This window comes from Nocardioides dilutus (assembly GCF_054779555.1).
In genome coordinates, this window is the sequence record NZ_BAAGYA010000001.1 from 1,918,430 (window position 1) to 1,934,327 (window position 15,898).

At 70.0% G+C, this 15,898-nt stretch carries 15 protein-coding genes and 1 pseudogene; 9 read left to right on the forward strand and 7 right to left on the reverse strand.

All coding sequences use genetic code 11. The features are described 5' to 3' along the window. The first annotated feature begins 36 nt into the window (after positions 1-36). Genes ACYVC6_RS09395 through ACYVC6_RS09410 form a run of 4 tightly spaced genes read left to right on the forward strand, consistent with a single transcriptional unit; the run spans position 37 to position 3,386 of the window. A complete protein-coding gene (locus tag ACYVC6_RS09395; RefSeq protein WP_460713249.1) occupies positions 37-903 on the forward strand; it encodes a branched-chain amino acid ABC transporter permease in 867 nt (288 codons plus the stop codon). Next, positions 900-1,946 carry a branched-chain amino acid ABC transporter permease gene (locus tag ACYVC6_RS09400; protein WP_460713251.1) on the forward strand — a complete coding sequence of 349 codons (1,047 nt, stop codon included), beginning with the start codon at positions 900-902 and terminating at the stop codon, positions 1,944-1,946. The genes ACYVC6_RS09395 and ACYVC6_RS09400 overlap by 4 nt, the downstream gene beginning before the upstream one ends. Then, positions 1,939-2,640, forward strand: a complete 702-nt coding sequence (locus tag ACYVC6_RS09405) for an ABC transporter ATP-binding protein (protein WP_460713253.1) — start codon at positions 1,939-1,941, stop codon at positions 2,638-2,640. The genes ACYVC6_RS09400 and ACYVC6_RS09405 overlap by 8 nt, the downstream gene beginning before the upstream one ends. After that, entirely contained in the window at positions 2,637-3,386 is a 750-nt protein-coding gene (locus ACYVC6_RS09410) for an ABC transporter ATP-binding protein (protein ID WP_460713255.1), read from the forward strand. The genes ACYVC6_RS09405 and ACYVC6_RS09410 overlap by 4 nt, the downstream gene beginning before the upstream one ends. 26 nt (positions 3,387-3,412) lie before the next feature. Here ACYVC6_RS09410 and ACYVC6_RS09415 read toward each other — a convergent pair whose 3' ends face one another. The 3 genes from ACYVC6_RS09415 to ACYVC6_RS09425 are packed head-to-tail and all read right to left on the reverse strand — an operon-like array spanning position 3,413 to position 7,113. Continuing rightward, positions 3,413-4,438 carry an AraC-like ligand-binding domain-containing protein gene (locus tag ACYVC6_RS09415; RefSeq protein WP_460713257.1) on the reverse strand — a complete coding sequence of 342 codons (1,026 nt, stop codon included), beginning with the start codon at positions 4,436-4,438 and terminating at the stop codon, positions 3,413-3,415. Continuing rightward, on the reverse strand, positions 4,435-6,105 hold the full coding sequence (locus ACYVC6_RS09420) for an FAD-dependent monooxygenase (protein WP_460713258.1): 1,671 nt from the start codon (positions 6,103-6,105) through the stop codon (positions 4,435-4,437). Before ACYVC6_RS09420 ends, ACYVC6_RS09415 begins: the two co-directional genes overlap by 4 nt. 45 nt (positions 6,106-6,150) lie before the next feature. Further along, a complete protein-coding gene (locus tag ACYVC6_RS09425) occupies positions 6,151-7,113 on the reverse strand; it encodes an MBL fold metallo-hydrolase (protein ID WP_460713260.1) in 963 nt (320 codons plus the stop codon). 91 nt (positions 7,114-7,204) lie between these two features. Between ACYVC6_RS09425 and ACYVC6_RS09430 the strand changes: the two genes are divergently transcribed. Together ACYVC6_RS09430 and ACYVC6_RS09435 are read left to right on the forward strand one after the other, a co-directional pair. Beyond that, positions 7,205-7,915, forward strand: coding sequence for an IclR family transcriptional regulator (locus tag ACYVC6_RS09430; RefSeq protein WP_460713262.1), 711 nt, complete (start codon positions 7,205-7,207; stop codon positions 7,913-7,915). A 201-nt stretch (positions 7,916-8,116) separates the two neighbouring features. Continuing rightward, a complete protein-coding gene (locus tag ACYVC6_RS09435) occupies positions 8,117-8,635 on the forward strand; it encodes an AraC-like ligand-binding domain-containing protein (RefSeq protein WP_460713345.1) in 519 nt (172 codons plus the stop codon). A gap of 139 nt (positions 8,636-8,774) precedes the next feature. On the opposite strand, the gene ACYVC6_RS09440 is transcribed toward ACYVC6_RS09435, so the two are convergent. After that, the gene (locus ACYVC6_RS09440) at positions 8,775-10,307 is read right to left on the reverse strand and encodes a GMC family oxidoreductase (protein ID WP_460713264.1); all 1,533 of its coding nucleotides are present in this window, start codon (positions 10,305-10,307) and stop codon (positions 8,775-8,777) included. Positions 10,308-10,556: 249 nt separating this feature from the next. Here ACYVC6_RS09440 and ACYVC6_RS09445 point away from each other — a divergent pair, with 249 nt between their 5' ends. Together ACYVC6_RS09445 and ACYVC6_RS09450 are read left to right on the forward strand one after the other, a co-directional pair. Next, positions 10,557-12,005 (forward strand): aldehyde dehydrogenase family protein, encoded by a 1,449-nt coding sequence (locus ACYVC6_RS09445; protein ID WP_460713266.1) that lies wholly within the window; start codon positions 10,557-10,559, stop codon positions 12,003-12,005. 82 nt (positions 12,006-12,087) lie between these two features. After that, a complete protein-coding gene (locus tag ACYVC6_RS09450) occupies positions 12,088-12,699 on the forward strand; it encodes a YczE/YyaS/YitT family protein (RefSeq protein WP_460713268.1) in 612 nt (203 codons plus the stop codon). Here ACYVC6_RS09450 and ACYVC6_RS09455 read toward each other — a convergent pair. From ACYVC6_RS09455 to ACYVC6_RS09465, 3 genes are read right to left on the reverse strand one after another with little or no spacing between them, the layout of a single operon-like run. Continuing rightward, positions 12,614-13,342, reverse strand: coding sequence for an IclR family transcriptional regulator (locus ACYVC6_RS09455; protein WP_460713270.1), 729 nt, complete (start codon positions 13,340-13,342; stop codon positions 12,614-12,616). The two genes, ACYVC6_RS09450 and ACYVC6_RS09455, sit on opposite strands and share 86 nt — an antisense overlap. Before the next feature lie 20 nt (positions 13,343-13,362). Beyond that, positions 13,363-14,583, reverse strand: coding sequence for a fumarylacetoacetase (gene fahA, locus ACYVC6_RS09460; RefSeq protein WP_460713272.1), 1,221 nt, complete (start codon positions 14,581-14,583; stop codon positions 13,363-13,365). 30 nt (positions 14,584-14,613) lie between these two features. Then, positions 14,614-15,462, reverse strand: coding sequence for a hypothetical protein (locus tag ACYVC6_RS09465; protein WP_460713274.1), 849 nt, complete (start codon positions 15,460-15,462; stop codon positions 14,614-14,616). A gap of 79 nt (positions 15,463-15,541) precedes the next feature. Between ACYVC6_RS09465 and ACYVC6_RS09470 the strand changes: the two are divergent. Next, positions 15,542-15,898: pseudogene (locus tag ACYVC6_RS09470) on the forward strand (homogentisate 1,2-dioxygenase); the annotation flags it as partial.

Genomic DNA, 15,898 nt, shown 5'->3' on the forward strand with positions numbered 1-15,898 from the left:
CGGCCCTCCACCCGACCCACAAACCGTGGAGACGCTGTGCTGCCCTTCGTCATCGCCGGCCTGGCCATGGGCTCGATCTATGCCCTGTCCGGCATCGGACTCGTCCTGCTCTACCGCGCCTCAGGCACGCTGAACCTCGCCCAAGGGGCGTACGGCGCGCTCGCCGTCCTCGTCGGCTGGGAGCTCAACCAGGTCTACCGGGTGGCGCTTCTCCCGGCCTTGGCCCTGGGGTTCCTGGCGGCGCCGGTCCTGTCCGTGCTGTGGGGACGTCTGGTGGGCCGGGCGCTGTCCCACCAGGACCCGGTGGTCCGTGCCACTGCCACTCTCGGGCCGGCGCTGATGGTCCTCGGGCTGTGCAACTGGCATTGGAACGACAAGGCCCGGACGCTCCGCCTCCCGACCGATGACCACGGTTTCGTCGTCGCCGGGGTGCGCGTGTCGATGACGCAGGTCGCTGTGCTGGTCCTCGCCGTCGTCGTGACCATCGCCGCGACCTGGCTGCTCCGGGTGACCCGCACCGGCACCGCGATGCGGGCACTGGCCGACGACCGCGAGCTCTCCAGCCTGCTAGGAGTCCGGGTCCGCCGTGTCGAGATGCTCGCGTGGACGATCTCGGGGGTCCTGGCCGGCCTCAGTGCGGTTCCTCTCGCCAGCCTCACGGTGCTGACCGCCAACAACCTCACTTTCCTGGTGATCGCCGCCATCGCGGCCGCGCTCCTGGGCCGTCTGGTGTCGCTGTGGTGGACGCTCCTCGGCGGTCTCGCCATCGGTGTCCTCCAAGCCATGGTGACTCCGGTGACCGAGCTCGCCCCGTACCGCTCACTGGTGCCGTTCGTCGCTGCGGTCGCCATCACCCTGTGGCTCGGTCGTCGGATCAGCTACACCACAAGGACAGCCACGTGAACCTCACTCGTGTGAAGCCCGACCCGCGCCAGCTCATCGCGCTCCTCGTCGTCGCGGTCGTGCTCGTCGCCCTGCCCTCGGTCGTCGGCGGGTACTGGACGCGCATCCTGACCTTCTGTGCGATCTACTCCGTGGCGGCGGCCGGGGCCCAGGTGCTCTACGGCAGGCTTGGGTTCGTCTCGCTGAACCAGGTCGCCCTGGTGGGCGTCGGTGGCTGGGCCTTCCTCCGCATCGGGCACGAGGTGTCCCTTCCTCATCCGGTGCTCCTGCTGCTCGCCGGGGCCGTGACGGCCGTGGTCGGGGTGCTCATCGGGCTCCCGAGTCTGCGGCTCAGCGGACTCGCGCTCGCGCTCGTGACGCTGATGGCCGCCGCAGGGTTCGAGGTCGTGTTCGGCGCTGTCGGCTTCCCCAACGGGGGCGACGGCTTCCTCGGCAAGGCCCAGGGAGCAGTCCTGCCGTCCTCGCTCCCGCGTCCGGATTTCCTGGAGTCCGACCGAGTCCTCTACGTCTACACGGTGGCAGTCGCGGGCCTCATGTTCCTGCTCCTGTGGATCCTGATCCGAGGCCGGTCCGGACGAGCCTGGATGGCGATCGGCCAGTCGGTTCCGGGAGCGGCCGCCACCGGAGTCAACGTAACGCGCTACCGCCTGGTCGCCCTGGTGGCGACGTCGTTCGCCACAGGAGTCGCGGGGGGGCTCCTGGCCACGGGCGACGGGAGGCTGGACCCGATCAGCTTCCCGGCCCAGCAGTCGATCGTGCTGTTCGCCGTCGTCCTGATAGGAGGCGGCTACAGCCTGCTCGGGGCGGCCCTCGCCGGGTTCTTCTACTCGGGTCTGCCGCCACTGCTCGACCAGCTCGGCCTCGACGGGAACCTGATCCTCGTGGTGTTCGGGATCGGCCTGGTGCACTCGGTCATGACTGCCCCGACCGGACTCGCGGGCCAGCTCAGCGCGCTCGCGATCGCACTGCGGCTCATCCCACCATCGCCAACCGCCTCGTCGGTGGTCGACGACGACGTGGAGAGGGTGGTCGAGCATGCTTGAGCTTCGCGATCTCACGGTCCGGTTCGGGGGCGTCATGCCGCTCGATCACGTGACGCTCGATGTGACCCCAGGCGTCACCGGGCTCGTCGGCCCCAACGGGGCCGGCAAGACCACGATGCTCAACGTGTTGAGTGGCTTCGTCGAGCCCGTCGCCGGTGACATCACCTTCGCCGGGGAGCGGATCGGTCGGCTCGCACCTCACCGACGGGCACGCTGGGGTCTGCGCCGGTCCTTCCAGCAGGAGCAGCTCGTGCTGACCCTGTCGGTGCGCGACAACGTCCAGCTCGTCGTCGAGAACGTCGGCGCCGCCGCCAACGACGTCGAGCGCGTGCTCGAGGCCGTGGACCTGCACGGCTGGGACCGGCCCGCCGGCGTGCTCAGCATGCTGGAGCGACGGCTGCTCGAGATCGCCCGCGCGATGGTCGGTCGCCCGCGGCTCGTGCTCCTTGACGAACCGGGGGCCGGCTTGGCCGAGGCCGACGCGAAGCGCTTGGTGCCCCTGATCCAGGCCGTGGCCGAGCCACCGGAAACGGTGGTGATGTTGGTCGACCACGACATGGACCTGGTCCAAGACGTCTGCCGCGACCTGGCCGTGCTCGACTTCGGTCGGCTGATCGCCCATGGACCCACCGCCGGAGTCCTCGAGGACCCGGTGGTCAAGCGCGCCTACCTGGGCACGGAGGACGTCGCATGAGCACGGAGACCAAGGACATGTCGCTGGCGGACGCCCTGGTCGTTGACGGCCTCACCGTGGCCCGCGGCGGCCGGGACGTCCTGCGAGATGTGTCGCTGACGGTGCCACGTGGCGAGATCACCACGCTCCTGGGGCCCAACGGCGCGGGCAAGTCCAGCCTGGTGCTCGCGCTGGCCGGCCTGATCCCGGCGCGCGCCGGGACAGTCCGCATCGGCAGCACCGACCTAGGTCGACTGGAGCCCGAGCAGGTCCGGGCCCACGGGGTCGCAACGGTGCCCGAGGGGCACCGCGTCCTCCGGAGCCTCTCAGTCTCGGACAACCTTCGAGTCGCGGCCGTCCGCATGGATCGCGAGGACGAGGCCGCCGGGCGCGAACGGGTGCTCGCCCTCCTGCCCGAGCTGGAGGCGCTGCTGGACCGGCCCGCCGGGAAGCTCTCCGGCGGACAGCAGCAGATGCTGGCGATCGCCCAGGCGGTCATCGACCCCCCGGACTTCCTGGTCATCGACGAACTCTCGCTCGGTCTCGCACCCGTCGTCGTGCGCCGGCTGGTGCCGACCCTCAGCCAGGTCGCCGCGGCCGGGGTGGGGGTGCTGCTGATCGAGCAGTTCACCAGCGTGGCGCTGTCCGTCGCGTCCACCGCAGGCGTTCTCGTCCGCGGGCGGATGCGGCTCCTGGAGCCGGCCGCCGCGCTGCGAGCCGACCCGGACCGCGTGCACAACGCGTACCTGGCGAGCCATGGCGCCTAAGTGACCGGCGGCCGGCGCCGGGTACGTCAGGCGTTGTGCGGAGGAAGGACCCCGGGACCCATGCCGAGGGTGCGGAGGCGGTACTCGCGGGGGCTCACTCCGTAGGCGGCGCGGAACGAACGGCTGAAAGCGGCTGGGTCGTGCATGCCCCATCGTGCGGCGATCGCGCCGACCGAGAGACGCACCAGCGCCGGGTCCGCCAGCTCGCGGCGACTTCCAGCGAGTCGGCGCTCCTTGACCCAGCGCGAGACGCTGGTCTCATCTGCGGCGAACAGGCGGTGCAGGTAGCGCACCGAGATGTGGTGCGCCTTCGCGATCAGCTCCGGCGACAGGGCCGGGTCGGCGAGGTGCCGATCCAGCCACGTCTGGATCATGACCAGCCGGCCGGCCCCAGCGCCCTCGGCGTCCCCTGCGGGCTTGTCGAGTCGCTCGCGATAGACCGTCTCCAGCAGTGAGACCGCGTTGAGAGCGAGCCGCCCGTTGAAGGTGAGCCGGTCCTGGGCAATGGCCTCCGCGATCCCGCGGAAGAACGGCGCAACGAGCAAGCCGATCCCCTCAGTGCCGTTGACGCGGGTGGCCGTGAGCTGGAGCATCGCGTCGTCGGGGAGGCCCATCATGGCCTGCGGGAACATGAACACCAGCGTCTCGAAGCCTCGCGGGTTGTGGTCGTACGACAGCACGTAGGGCCGCGAGGTGTCGTACATGGTGAGGTCGCCCGGGAGGATCTCTGCCTCGCGGCCGTCCTGGTTGATCCGCCCTGTGCCCCGCACCTGGAGGCACACCTTCATCAAGCCGGGATCGTTGAGAGCGATCATCTTGCGGGTGCGCGCAACCCGGTGGGCTTCGGCGCTGACGAGGGTGAACTGGAAGTCCCCGAGGCACCTGTTGACCAGGTCGCCGTGGAATGCCGCGGACTGCTGGGTCCGGCACTCGAGGGGAACGAACGTCGATGTCACGGCGTCCGCCCAGTAGTCGAAGCCCCGGCCGCTCTCGACGTCGGCCGTCGACAGGGTCGTGGTCCCGCTGGGACGTGCGAGGGTCGTCATGCTCATGATGCCGCCTGGCGGGTCAGCCCGAGGGATTGGTCGCCGGTGAGGAGTCCCAGCGTACGTTCAACCGCCGCCACGAGCGCCTCCGTAGAGGTCAGGACCGCAGCGACGTGGGCGTCCGGACGCACCAACCAGACCTCGCCCGGCCGAGCGCCCAACGCGGACCTGCCGATCCCGTGGGGATCCACGGAGTCCAGGACGAGCAGCCCGATGTCGGCTCGGAGCCCAGCCATCGCGATCGTCACCGAGTCTGTGCCCACGGGGGAGTCATCGTCTGTGGTCACGACCGCGAGGAGGCCCTCACGCGCCAGCTGCCGGAACCGGGTGACCTCGGGACGGCCGGGCACGGTGACGGGGAAGTCGGGGACGATCGCTCCGGGGGCCGGGACGGGGTACTGGCCCTTGGGTGGCCGGACGGGAGTGGCTCGGGTCGGGTCCGGTGTGACGAGAGGGGAGGCGGGATACCAGTACGGCTCGGCCAGACGGCCGGAGTCGACCAGGGGATGCACGCTGGGATCGGTCACCGCTTGCTCGAGCACCCGACGCCGGTGCTCCCGGGCAGCCTCGTCCTGGGGCACGAGGAAGTCCATCGTGCTGCTCGAGACGTCGATGTTCTCCCAGGCGGCCGCGAGACGTTCTGTGTGGTAGCTCTCCAGGAGGGCGTCCTCGTCGCCCCAGCCCAGGCGTGCGTAGGCGATCTTCCACGCCGCATTGTCGGCGTCCTGGACTCCCGAGTTGAGCCCGCGTGCGCCGAACGGCGACACGATGTGGGCGAGGTCGCCGGCGAGCAGCACGCGTCCTACCCTCATCCGCGAGGCGGCCCGCGCGTGGAAGCGGTAGACGGACTTCCAGACGATCTCGTAGTCGGTGTCGCCGATGATCTTGCGGATCCGCTCGTCCAGGGCGCCTGAGGCGACCTCAGCGTCCAGGTCGTAGCCCGGCGCTACCTGCCAGTCGATGCGGTAGACCGACCCGGGACAGGGGTGCACGAGCACCTGACGGCCTGGGTTCCACTCGGGGTCGAAGTAGAAGCGGCGCTCGTGTGACCAGTCACCCAGGTCGGTGCGGATGTCGCAGATGAGGAAGGGGTCCGCGAACGACTGTCCCTCGAAGTCGACGCCGAGAAGCCTGCGCAGGGCATCGCCGCGGGCGCCGGCGCACGCCACCAGGTGGCTGCCGCGGACCCGTGTCTCCCCGTCGACCGTGTGACACGTGACCGTGACCCCGCTGTCGTCCTGATCCAGTCCGGTCACCTCGTGGCCCCAGCGCATGTCGATCAGGGGGGACTCCTGCATCGCGGCGTCCATGAGTTCTTCGGTCCGAGCTTGGGAGATGTTGACGAACGCCGGCAGGGGGGAAGCACCCCGGTCGACCCACTCGGTGAGGAAGAGCTCGTGGTCGCGGTAGAACGTGCGTCCGCGCTTCCAGGTGAGTCCTTCCGCCGCGACCTGCGAGCCGACGCCGGCTGCGCACCAGATGTCGAGCACGTCCCGCTGCTGGACCAGCGCCTTGCTCCCGACCGGGTCTCGCTGGGCATGCGCGTCCAGCACCACGACGGGCACGCCCCACCGGGCCAGCAGCAGAGCCGCCGTCTGGCCGACGGGTCCCGCCCCGATGACGAGCACCGGCTCGTCGTCGCCGGGCAGCTGGGCGGGCGTGGCGGCGGTCATGTCTTCTCCACTGGCGGGTCAGGGCTATCGGACGATCGGTTCGGGTCAGCTCTGCAACTGGTCCCAGACCTCGAGGTCGCGCTCGGCGGTCCAGATCTGGGGCCAGTCGATCCCGTTGAGCTCGTCCCACAGCCGGGCGACGTCGAAGGGCATGCAGTGCTCGAAGATCGGCCAGCGGCCGAACTGCTCGAACAGTGCGCCGTGCGTTGCCTCGAAGGCCTCCTTGAGGGTGCCCTTGGCAGCGTGCACGGCGCCCACCTCCTGACGCATCGTGAGGAGGAACATCCGGGTCTGCTCGATCGCCGAGTCGACCGCATCGCGACCCTGGGCGACGGCGCCGCGGCCGCCGACGAGCGACTCAGCCTCGAACGCCTTGACGTTGTCGAGGGTGCCGGTCGACCAGTCCATGTGGAAGGCGTCCCCGGTGTACAGCGCTGCCTGCGCCTCGACGAGGTCGCCGGCGAAGAGCACCTTGGTGCGGGGGAGCCACGCGACGATGTCGCCGGCCGTGTGACCGCGCCCGCAGTGCTGCAGGATCAGGTCACCGCGGTCGCCTCCGAGCGGGATGGTGAGACGGTCGCTGAACGTGATGTCGGGACGCGTGAGCCCCGGGATCCCCTCTGGCTCCTTGAAGAGCCGGGGCATGCGGCCGTACTCGCTGGCCCAGTCCTGCTCGCCACGCTCCTCTATCAGGGTCCGCGTCATGTCGTGGGCGATGATGCTCTCCGCCTCGAAGGCACTCGCCCCCAGCACGCGTACGGCGTGGTAATGGCTGAGGACCAGGTACTTGACCGGCTTGTCGGTGTGCTCGCGAAGCCGCGCGAGCCAGTCCCGGGCAGCCGCAGGGGTGGCGCGTGCCTCGAAGGCGACGACGAAGTCCTCGCCCTCGATGGCGCCGATGTTGGGGTCCCCTTCGGCGGTGAGGGCGTAGACCCCATCGGCCAGGACCTCGAGGGTCTCGGTCTTCTCGCCCAGGTCCGCAGAGGATGCGAAGGACTTGACAGTCATGGTGATCCGTTCTTATATAGAACAATACATTCGGTAATCGAGCGTTACGACACGGTAAACGTTCCCAGGCGTCGGAGACAAGGGGTCCAACATGCGGATGGCCGCGCCGGCCGGGGTCGACGGTTCGATCGGTGCTCCCGTGGAGGGGACCCGCTCCCAGACGCTTCATCGCGGGCTCGCGTTGCTCGAGCTGGTCGCGGAGACCCCGTTGTCGCTGCCGGATGTCGTGCGCATGTCGGGCCTGCACCGGTCGGTCGTCTACCGGCTGCTGCGCACGCTGGAGGACCACCGACTGGTCGAGCGTGGGGCCGACGACCTCTACCGCGGAGGGCTGGGGCTCGTCGGTCTGGCCCGGAGCCTGACCCAGGACCTGGGAGCCGCCACGGTCGCTGAGCTGACCTCGCTGGCCGACGACCTCGGCATGACCGCGTTCGTGGTGCTGCGTGACGGCAACGAGGCGCTGACGCTGTTCACCGTCGCTCCGTCGACGGCCGCCGCCCACGTCACCTACCGCCCCGGCTCGCGGCACCCGGTCGACCGGGGTGCGCCGGGCCTGGCGTTGCTCGCCGGAGCGCCGGCCCAGTTGGGGGAGCGTCCCGAGGTCGCCCGCGCCCGCGCACAGGGTTGGGTCTCCACCAGTGGCGAGGTCATCTCAGGGCTCTCGGCGGTCGCCTCGCCGGTGCCCGAGCTGCACCCTCGCGGGGCCGCCGTCTGTGTGGTCTTTGCGGGGGAGGCTGACATCGACGCAGTAGGCCGGCGGGTCTCGGAGGCGGCCACGACCATGCGCGCGCTGCAGGGCTGACCTACCACTTCCGGGCGTGGCGAACGTGGCGTTCGGGGCTTCTTGTCTCTGTGTGCAGAGTTCTATGCGCTCGCGGACAAGTCCGTCCTGCATGTGTCAACCGTCACAGATCCGGACTGGAGGCGCCATGTCTCACAGAGCTTCGTGCCCTTGGAGGTGGAGACCGACCGTCCCGACTCCTTCCACAAGGAGGCACTCCTCATGCCTGGTGACATGGCCCTCTACGACACCACGCGCCCCTACAGACTCGTGTCGGAGGGCGAGATGCGCCATATCGTCCTGATGTTCCTCCGGGCCTCCATGGACCTCACCACCGAGGATCTCAGCGAGCTCACCGCCCGGCGCCTGCCCGCGGACCGAGCGATGTGCCAGATGCTGAGCCCCTTCCTGCTGCGCCTGGCCAGCAACTTCGAGTCGCTCCACGGGGTGCCCGCCCTGCGGCTGGCGCACCCCACGATCGATCTGGTGACGACCCTGTTCGCCAGCGAGCTCGACGCGCCGCTCGAGGGCTCCTTGGAGTCCCGACGCAGGCTGCTCGGACAGATCAAGAGCTTCGTCGAGGCAAACCTTGACGACGACGCACTGACCCCCCCGCCGGATCGCTGCCGCGAACTACATCTCAGTCCGTCAGCTGCACCAGATCTTCCAGGCCGAAGGGACAACGGTGTCGCACCGGATCCGGACGCGACGCCTCGAGCAGTGTCGCCGGATGCTCAGTGATCCCGTGCACGCAGGCCGTTCCGTGTCTGAGATCGGCGCATGCTGGGGGGTTGCCGGACGCGCCGCACTCCTCCCGGGTGTTCAAGGCGGCGTACTGCGTCTCGCCGCGGCAGTTCCGCGGCGAGACCCGAAGCCAGGCCTAGGCCTGGTCGGCCAGGACGAAGTCAGATGCGCGCTCCCCGACCAGGCACGCGGGGGCGTTGGTGTTGCCGCTGGTGATGCGGGGGAAGACCGATGCGTCGGCCACCCGGAGGCCGGCGAGGCCGTGGACGCGGAGCGTGGCCGGGTCCACCACCGCCTCGGGGCCTACGCCCATGGCGCACGTGCCGACCTGGTGGTGGTAGGTGATCGCCGTGCGACGGACGTAGTCACGCAGCTCCTCGTCCGACTCCAGACCGGGGCCGGGGTAGAGCTCGCGGGCACCCCACTCGGTCGCCAGGGCGGGCTGCAATCCGATCTCGCGACACTTGCGCACGGACGCGACGAGCGCGTCGAGGTCCCGCTCGTCGTCGAAGACGTTGAGGTCGATGGCGATCGGGTCGTCGGCGTCGGGTCCCGTCAGAGTCACTGCGCCGCGGCTCTCGGGCCGGACCAGGCCGGCCATGAGCGAGAACCCGAACTCCGGCCCGTTCATCCACTCCTCTGAGTACATCGGGACACTGAAGTTGATGGGCTGGGTGTCGGGGGAGTCCAGTCCCGGGCGACTGCGCCAGAAGTGGTGCGTCTGGGCCGCGGCCAGTCCCGGCGTGGGTGGCCCCACCTCGCGGATCGTGGTCTCGAAGACCAACGGAGAGAGCAGGTGGTCATGCAGGTTGCGGCCGACGCCGGGAAGGTCCAGCACCACGTCGACACCGACGGCACGCAGCTCATCCGCGGGACCCACGCCGCTTCGGAGAAGCACGCGGGGAGAGTCCAGCGCGCCGGCGCAGAGGATCGTCTCGGCGGCGAAAGCCTCGGTGGGGACCCCCTCGACGTCCATCTCGACTCCGCGGACGCGTCCGTCCTCGACGATGAGGCGGTTGACCCGACCTCCCGTGACGACCTGGAGGTTGTCCTGGCCTCGGACCGGCTTCACGTAGGCCTTGTAGGTGTTCCAGCGCTCGGTCCCACGGATGTTGAACTGCATCCTGGCGACGCCGTCCAGATGACCGGAGTTGTAGTCCGGGTTCACCTCCAGCCCGGCTTCGACCGAGGCGTCGATGATCGACTGCTGGATGGGGTCGAGGGCCCAGGCGACAGTGACGTCCAGCAGCCCGTCGGTGCCGCGTCCGGTGGTCACCGGCCCGTCGTACGCCTCGATCCGGTCATAGAAGGGGGCGACGTCGTCCCAGCCCCACTGCGGGGCGCCGAGCCGCTGCCAGTGGGTGAAGTCCTCGACGCACCCACGCACCCAGATCGCGGCGTTCAGGGCGTGCGACCCGCCCAGCACCTTGCCGCGAGGGAGGTGGAGCAACCGGTTAGCCGCGTTCCTCTGCGGAACCGTGAAGTACCCCCAGTCCTGCGGACTCATCCAGAGCTCGGCCAGACGCATCACGTCGTGGATGGCCGGGTTGGTGTCCTCGTCACCGGCCTCGACGAGCAGCACGTCGAGTCCAGCGTCCACGAGACGGCGGGCGAGGATGGAACCGGCTGACCCGGCTCCGACGACGATCACGTCGGCGTTCAGCGTCATGGTGCGACCTTCCATTGGTGACATGCAGGCCCGCGAGGAGGTCCCGCGGTCGGCCCACTGCCCATTCTCCGAACGTCGACTCCGGAAGGAAGACCGCCATGTGGGACTCGTCACCCCACGACAAAAGTCGGTCGCGGTGAGCCAAGTCGACCCGCCTCGACGGCGCGCAGAATCGTGCAGGCGCTCCGTTCCGGACGCCCCCCGAGACCGCTCGACCACGTCGAGCTCGCGCAACACAGGAGGATCCCGATGGCCACCAAGATCTTCATCGACGGGCAGTGGGTCGACTCCACCGGCACGTCGGCGATCGACACGATCGACCCGGCCACGGGCCAGGTCATCGACGAGGTGCCCACCGCCAGCCGAGCCGACGTCGACGCCGCGGTGTCGGCGGCACGCGCAGCTCTGACGGACCCGGCGTGGGCCGGCCTGCTCCCTGTTCAGCGCGCAGGGCTGCTCTTCCGTCTCGCCAGCCTCATCGACGAGCATCACGAGGAGCTGGCCCAGCTCGAGACCCGCGACCAGGGCCAGCCCATCGGCATCTCGCGCATGGTCTCGGCCGGGGGAGCGGCCGAGCACGTCCGCTACTACGCCGGCTGGGTCACCAAGATCCAGGGCACCACCAACCCGATCTCCTTCCCCGACACGCTGCACTACACCCGACGCGAGCCCGTCGGCGTCACGGCTCTGATCACTCCCTGGAACTTCCCGCTGATGATCCTCGCCTGGAAGCTCGCACCCGCGCTGGCAACAGGAAACACGGTCGTGATCAAGCCCAGCGAAGTGACGCCGCTGACCAGCCTGCGGCTGGTGGAGCTGTGCGCCGAGGCGGGCTTCCCTTCCGGCGTCGTCAACATCGTGACCGGCGACGGCAGCGTCGGTGACCTGCTCGCGCGGCATCCTGACGTGGACCACCTCTCCTACACCGGCTCCACCGCGGTCGGTCGGCTGATCACCAAGGCCAGCGCCGAGACCAACCTCAAGCGACTCACCCTGGAGCTGGGGGGCAAGGCTCCGAGCATCATCGCCCGGGACGCCGACATCGACGCCGCAGTGGCTGGCAACGTGATGGGAGCGACGCTCAACTCCGGTCAGGTCTGCGCGGCCTACACCCGCTTCTACGTCGACCGCGCGCGCGAGCAGGAGTTCGTCGACAAGGTGGGACAGGCGCTGGCGCAGGTGCCGATCGGGCCCGGGGCCGATGAGTCCAACGTGCTCGGGCCCTTGGTATCGGCCAAGCACCTCGCGCACGTGGAGAAGCTGGTCGCCACCGGTGCCGACGACGGTGCCGAGCTGGTCACCGGCGGACACCGGATCGACCGCGACGGCTACTTCTTCGAACCCACCGTCTTCCGCGGCGTCACCGACGACGCGGAGATCATGCGGGAGGAGATCTTCGGGCCGGTGCTCTCGGTGACCAGCTATGACGACGGCGACGAGCTCGACGCCCTGATCGCCCGGGCGAACGACACGCCGTACGGCCTGGCCGCCACGGTGTGGACGCGGGACATCGCAACTTCCCAGCGTTTGGCGAACGGCATCAAGTCCGGAGCGGTCTTCGTCAACATGCCGCCCATCCCCGACATGGCCGCTCCTTGGGGCGGCTACAAGGCCTCGGGCTGGGGACGCGAGATGGGGCCCTGGGCGCTCGACGCGTACACGGAGGTGAAGTCGGTGTGGCTGCACTACGGGGGATGACCACCGGCGTGCGGCCCACTGCGTGAAGCCTCGTTGGCCGACGAGCAAAGGCGGTCGGTGTGTCCAGCTCGTCGGCGGCCTCGTGGTGTCGTCCGTCGGCATCTGGCTGACGATCCGTGCCGGACTGGGTGTCGCGAGCTGGGAGGTCCTGCACATCGCACTGGCGGAGCGGATCGGGATCGCGATCGGGACCGCGTCCATGTTGGTGGGCACCGTCCTCGTGCTGCTCGTCGCGCTGCTCGGCGTACGACCGGGCGTCGGGACGGTGCTCAACGTGCTCGTCATCGGTCTCGCGCTCAACGTGCTCCTGACCACGTCCGTCTTGGCCACGCTGCCCTCACAGACCCTCGTGGAGCGTCTGGTCGTGCTCATGGCGGGGATCGCCGTCTTCGCTGCCGGATGTGCGGTCTATGTCGGCGCTCATCTGGGCCCGGGGCCGCGCGACGGGCTCATGTTGGCCCTGCACGTGAGGGTTCCCATCGGAGTGGGGACCGCGCGAGTGCTCTCCGAAGGCACTGGTCTCGGCCTCGGGTGGCTGCTCGGCGGGCCCGTCGGACTCGGCACCGTGCTCTTCGTCGCCGTCGCGGGCCCGTCGGTGGCCCTGGCGTTCAGGTGGCTTCGGCTGCGACCGCTGCCGGGATCCTCTCTGCTGCCTCGGCCGACCTGGCCGCGAGGATCTCGCGAGCCGCGCTGACGAGGGCTGGTACTGCCCGCTCGGCCGACTGCCGGTCCGAGGTGATCACCACGACCGCCGCGAGCCGACCCCAGCCGGGCAGCGGGGCTGCTGCTCCGTGCGCGCCGGGATTGAGCTCGCCGTGTGTCGTGACGTGGCCGGCCGCCCTGACCTCGGCGACCCGATCGGGCTCTCCGGCCATCGGTGGACCCGAGGCGAGCGCGGCCAGACCGCCGGCGCCCCGGTCCAGTGGATCGCGGTTGCCCACGCGGTAGGAGAAGCGGGGACCGTCCGAGGGTGGCTCGGCGACGAGGGTCGTGACCGCGTGGTCACCGACCACCTCCACCAGGCTCGCGGTGGCGTCCACCAGGCGGGCGAGCCGGTGGAGGACGGGTTCGGCGACCTCGCGCAGCTGTGGTCGGGAGCCCTCGACGAGGTCGTGGACGGTGGGCCCGACGGTGTAGCGGCCTTCGGCGTCGCGGTAGGCGAACGCGGTGCGGTGCAGCGACACCAGGAGGCGGTGGGTGATGGAGCGGTGCAGCCCACACCTGGTCGCCACCTCGCTCGTGGTGAGCCCTTCGGGATGACGCCCGAGCTCGAGCAGCACGGCGAGACCGCGCTCTAAGGTCTGGGAACCCTCGCTAGGAGGCTCCGTCGGGTTCATCGACCGGCTCCGCTCATGAGTCAGGTGGTGGACAGGATCGTGCCACGCACCTCGCCCAGCCCCATGCGCGCGTGGGTCCGACCGGGCGCCGTGTAGCGCAGCACCACCTCGTCGCCGTCCTCGAGGAACGTGCGCTCCTGCCCCGCGGCGGTCCAGGGTTCCGTGCCGCCCCAGGAGAGCTCGAGGAAGGACCCGCGTTGCTCCTTCTCCGGACCCGAGATCGTGCCCGACGCGTAGAAGTCCCCCACCCGCAGCGAAGCACCGTTGACCGTGAGGTGGGCGAGCATCTGCGCCGGCGACCAGTACATCGACGAGTACGGCGGGCGCGCGACGACAGTGCCGTTGACCTCCACCTCGACCTCGATGTCATAGCCGGATGGCCCGGTCTCGCGCAGGTAGGGCAGCACCTCGACGTCCTGGCCGGGCACATCGACTCGCGCGTGCTCCAGCGCGGCCAGGGGAGTGACCCAGGCGGAGACGCTGGTCGCGAAGGACTTCGCCAGGTTCGGGCCGAGGGGCACGTACTCCCAGGCCTGGATGTCTCGCGCCGACCAGTCGTTGACGCCGGTGACGCCGAAGACGGTGTCGGCGAACTCCGCGGTGGAGACCCGCTGCCCGAGCGGACGGGGCTGGCCCACGACGAAGCCGAGCTCGGCCTCGATGTCGAGCCGAAGACTCGGACCGTACGACGGCACCGCGTCCGTCGGCGCCTTGCGCTGTCCCGAGGGTCGGTGGACGTCGGTGCCGGACACCACGATGGACCCGGCCCGACCGTGGTAGCCGACGGGGAGGTGTTTCCAGTTGGGAAGCAGCGCGTCCGCGTCGGGGCGGAAGATCCTGCCGACGTTGGCCGCGTGGTGCTCGGAGGCGTAGTAGTCGACATAGTCCCCGACCTCGAAGGGCAGGGCGAGCTCGGCGTCGGCCAGGGGGACCAGGGAGAGCCGTCCCTGCTGGTCGGGATCGGTGAGCAGGCCGACGACCCACGCGCGCACCGCTGCCCAGGTCTCCGGTCCGGCGGCCATCAGGGCGTTGAGCGACGCGGACTCCACGAGGGGGACGTACGGCGCGGCCGACGTGCTGGCGGCGGCCGCCAGGTCGAGCACGTGGTCGCCGATGCGCACGCCCACTCGCCTCGGCCCCGAGGCGTCGGAGAACACGGCGTAGGGAAGGTTGTCGACGTCGTAGAGGCTGCCGTGGGCGCCGGGGACCCACGTCGGCGTGGAGGAGGGAGTGCTCGTCATGGGTGGGCTCCTGTGGATGCGGGGGAGAGGTCAGGCGCAGACGAGAAGTTCGAGATCGGCGAGGTCCTGGAGCGGCTCGAGGATGCTGCACGAGCCGTAGGAGGTGAAGGCCTCGCGGGCCGAGGCCATGACCCGGTCCGAGCAGCGGGCGACCTCGTTGGCCACCGCGTGCGCATCGCGCTGGGCCACGACGGCCTCGACCTCGCCGGGCCCGGCCCCCTGCGCCACCCGGACCGTGGCCAGCAGGATGTTCAGGTAGCCGTGGTGCTCGAAGCCGGTCGTCGCGCCCGTGTGGCGCACCGCTTGGTGCAGGCCGGCGGTGCACTTGAACGGGACCGACCTACCGACCGCGTCGCGCACCCAGGTCGCGACCTCGGTCTCGGACGGGAAGGCGGCGGCCTCGGTGCCTCCGGTGCGGAACTTGAGCCGCAGTCCTGACTCGGCGCATGTCTCGAGCACGTCCGGCCACTGCGGGTCGCTGGGCCGGGGAACCTCGACATACGTCGCCGCGCCGTGCCGTTGCCCGGCAGCGATCTCGCGGACCTGATCCGTCGCGGGCCGGTCGTGGTGGAGCTTGACCTCGAGGCCTGCCAGCTCCAGGTGGGCCGCGTCGTCGACGGTCCGGACGGTTGCGGGGAGCTCCCGGGGCGACGGCACCACGACGCTGACCCGGAGCCTGGCAGGGAAGAGCGCCGGCGTGGCGAGCCCGACGAGCTCGGCGAGATGACCGGTGCCCACCACGAACGGACCCACCAGCTCGCGATGGTCCGAGCGCAGGTGATCGGCGTGCGCCACGACCGCCTCGGGAAGGGGGGACAGGCCCGGCGGGAAGATCGCGGCGTCGTCGACGAGGTGCCGGAAGCGCGAGGGGATTGACACGCTCCTCACGGTACCGGAGTATCTTCGAAATGAGAATAAGCACTGTTCTATTATCGGTGAGCGAGACGAGGTAAGGAAGATGGCGTTCTACCGGCAGGTCGGATCGGTTCCGCCGAAGCGGCACACCCAGCACCGGGACCCGGAGGGGCGCCTGTACTACGAGGAGCTGATGGGTGAGGAGGGCTTCTCGTCGGACTCGTCGCTGCTCTACCACCGCGGCGTCCCGTCGGCGATCGTCGCCACCGAGGTGTGGGAGCTGCCCGACCAGGCCCGGACGCCCAACCACCCCCTCCAGCCGCGACATCTCAAGCTGCACGACCTCGAGACCGGGACCGACGCGGTCACCGACCGCCGGCTCGTGCTCGGCAACAACGACGTCCGCATCGGCTACGTCGTCACCGGGACCGACCCCTCGCCCTACTACCGCAACGCGATC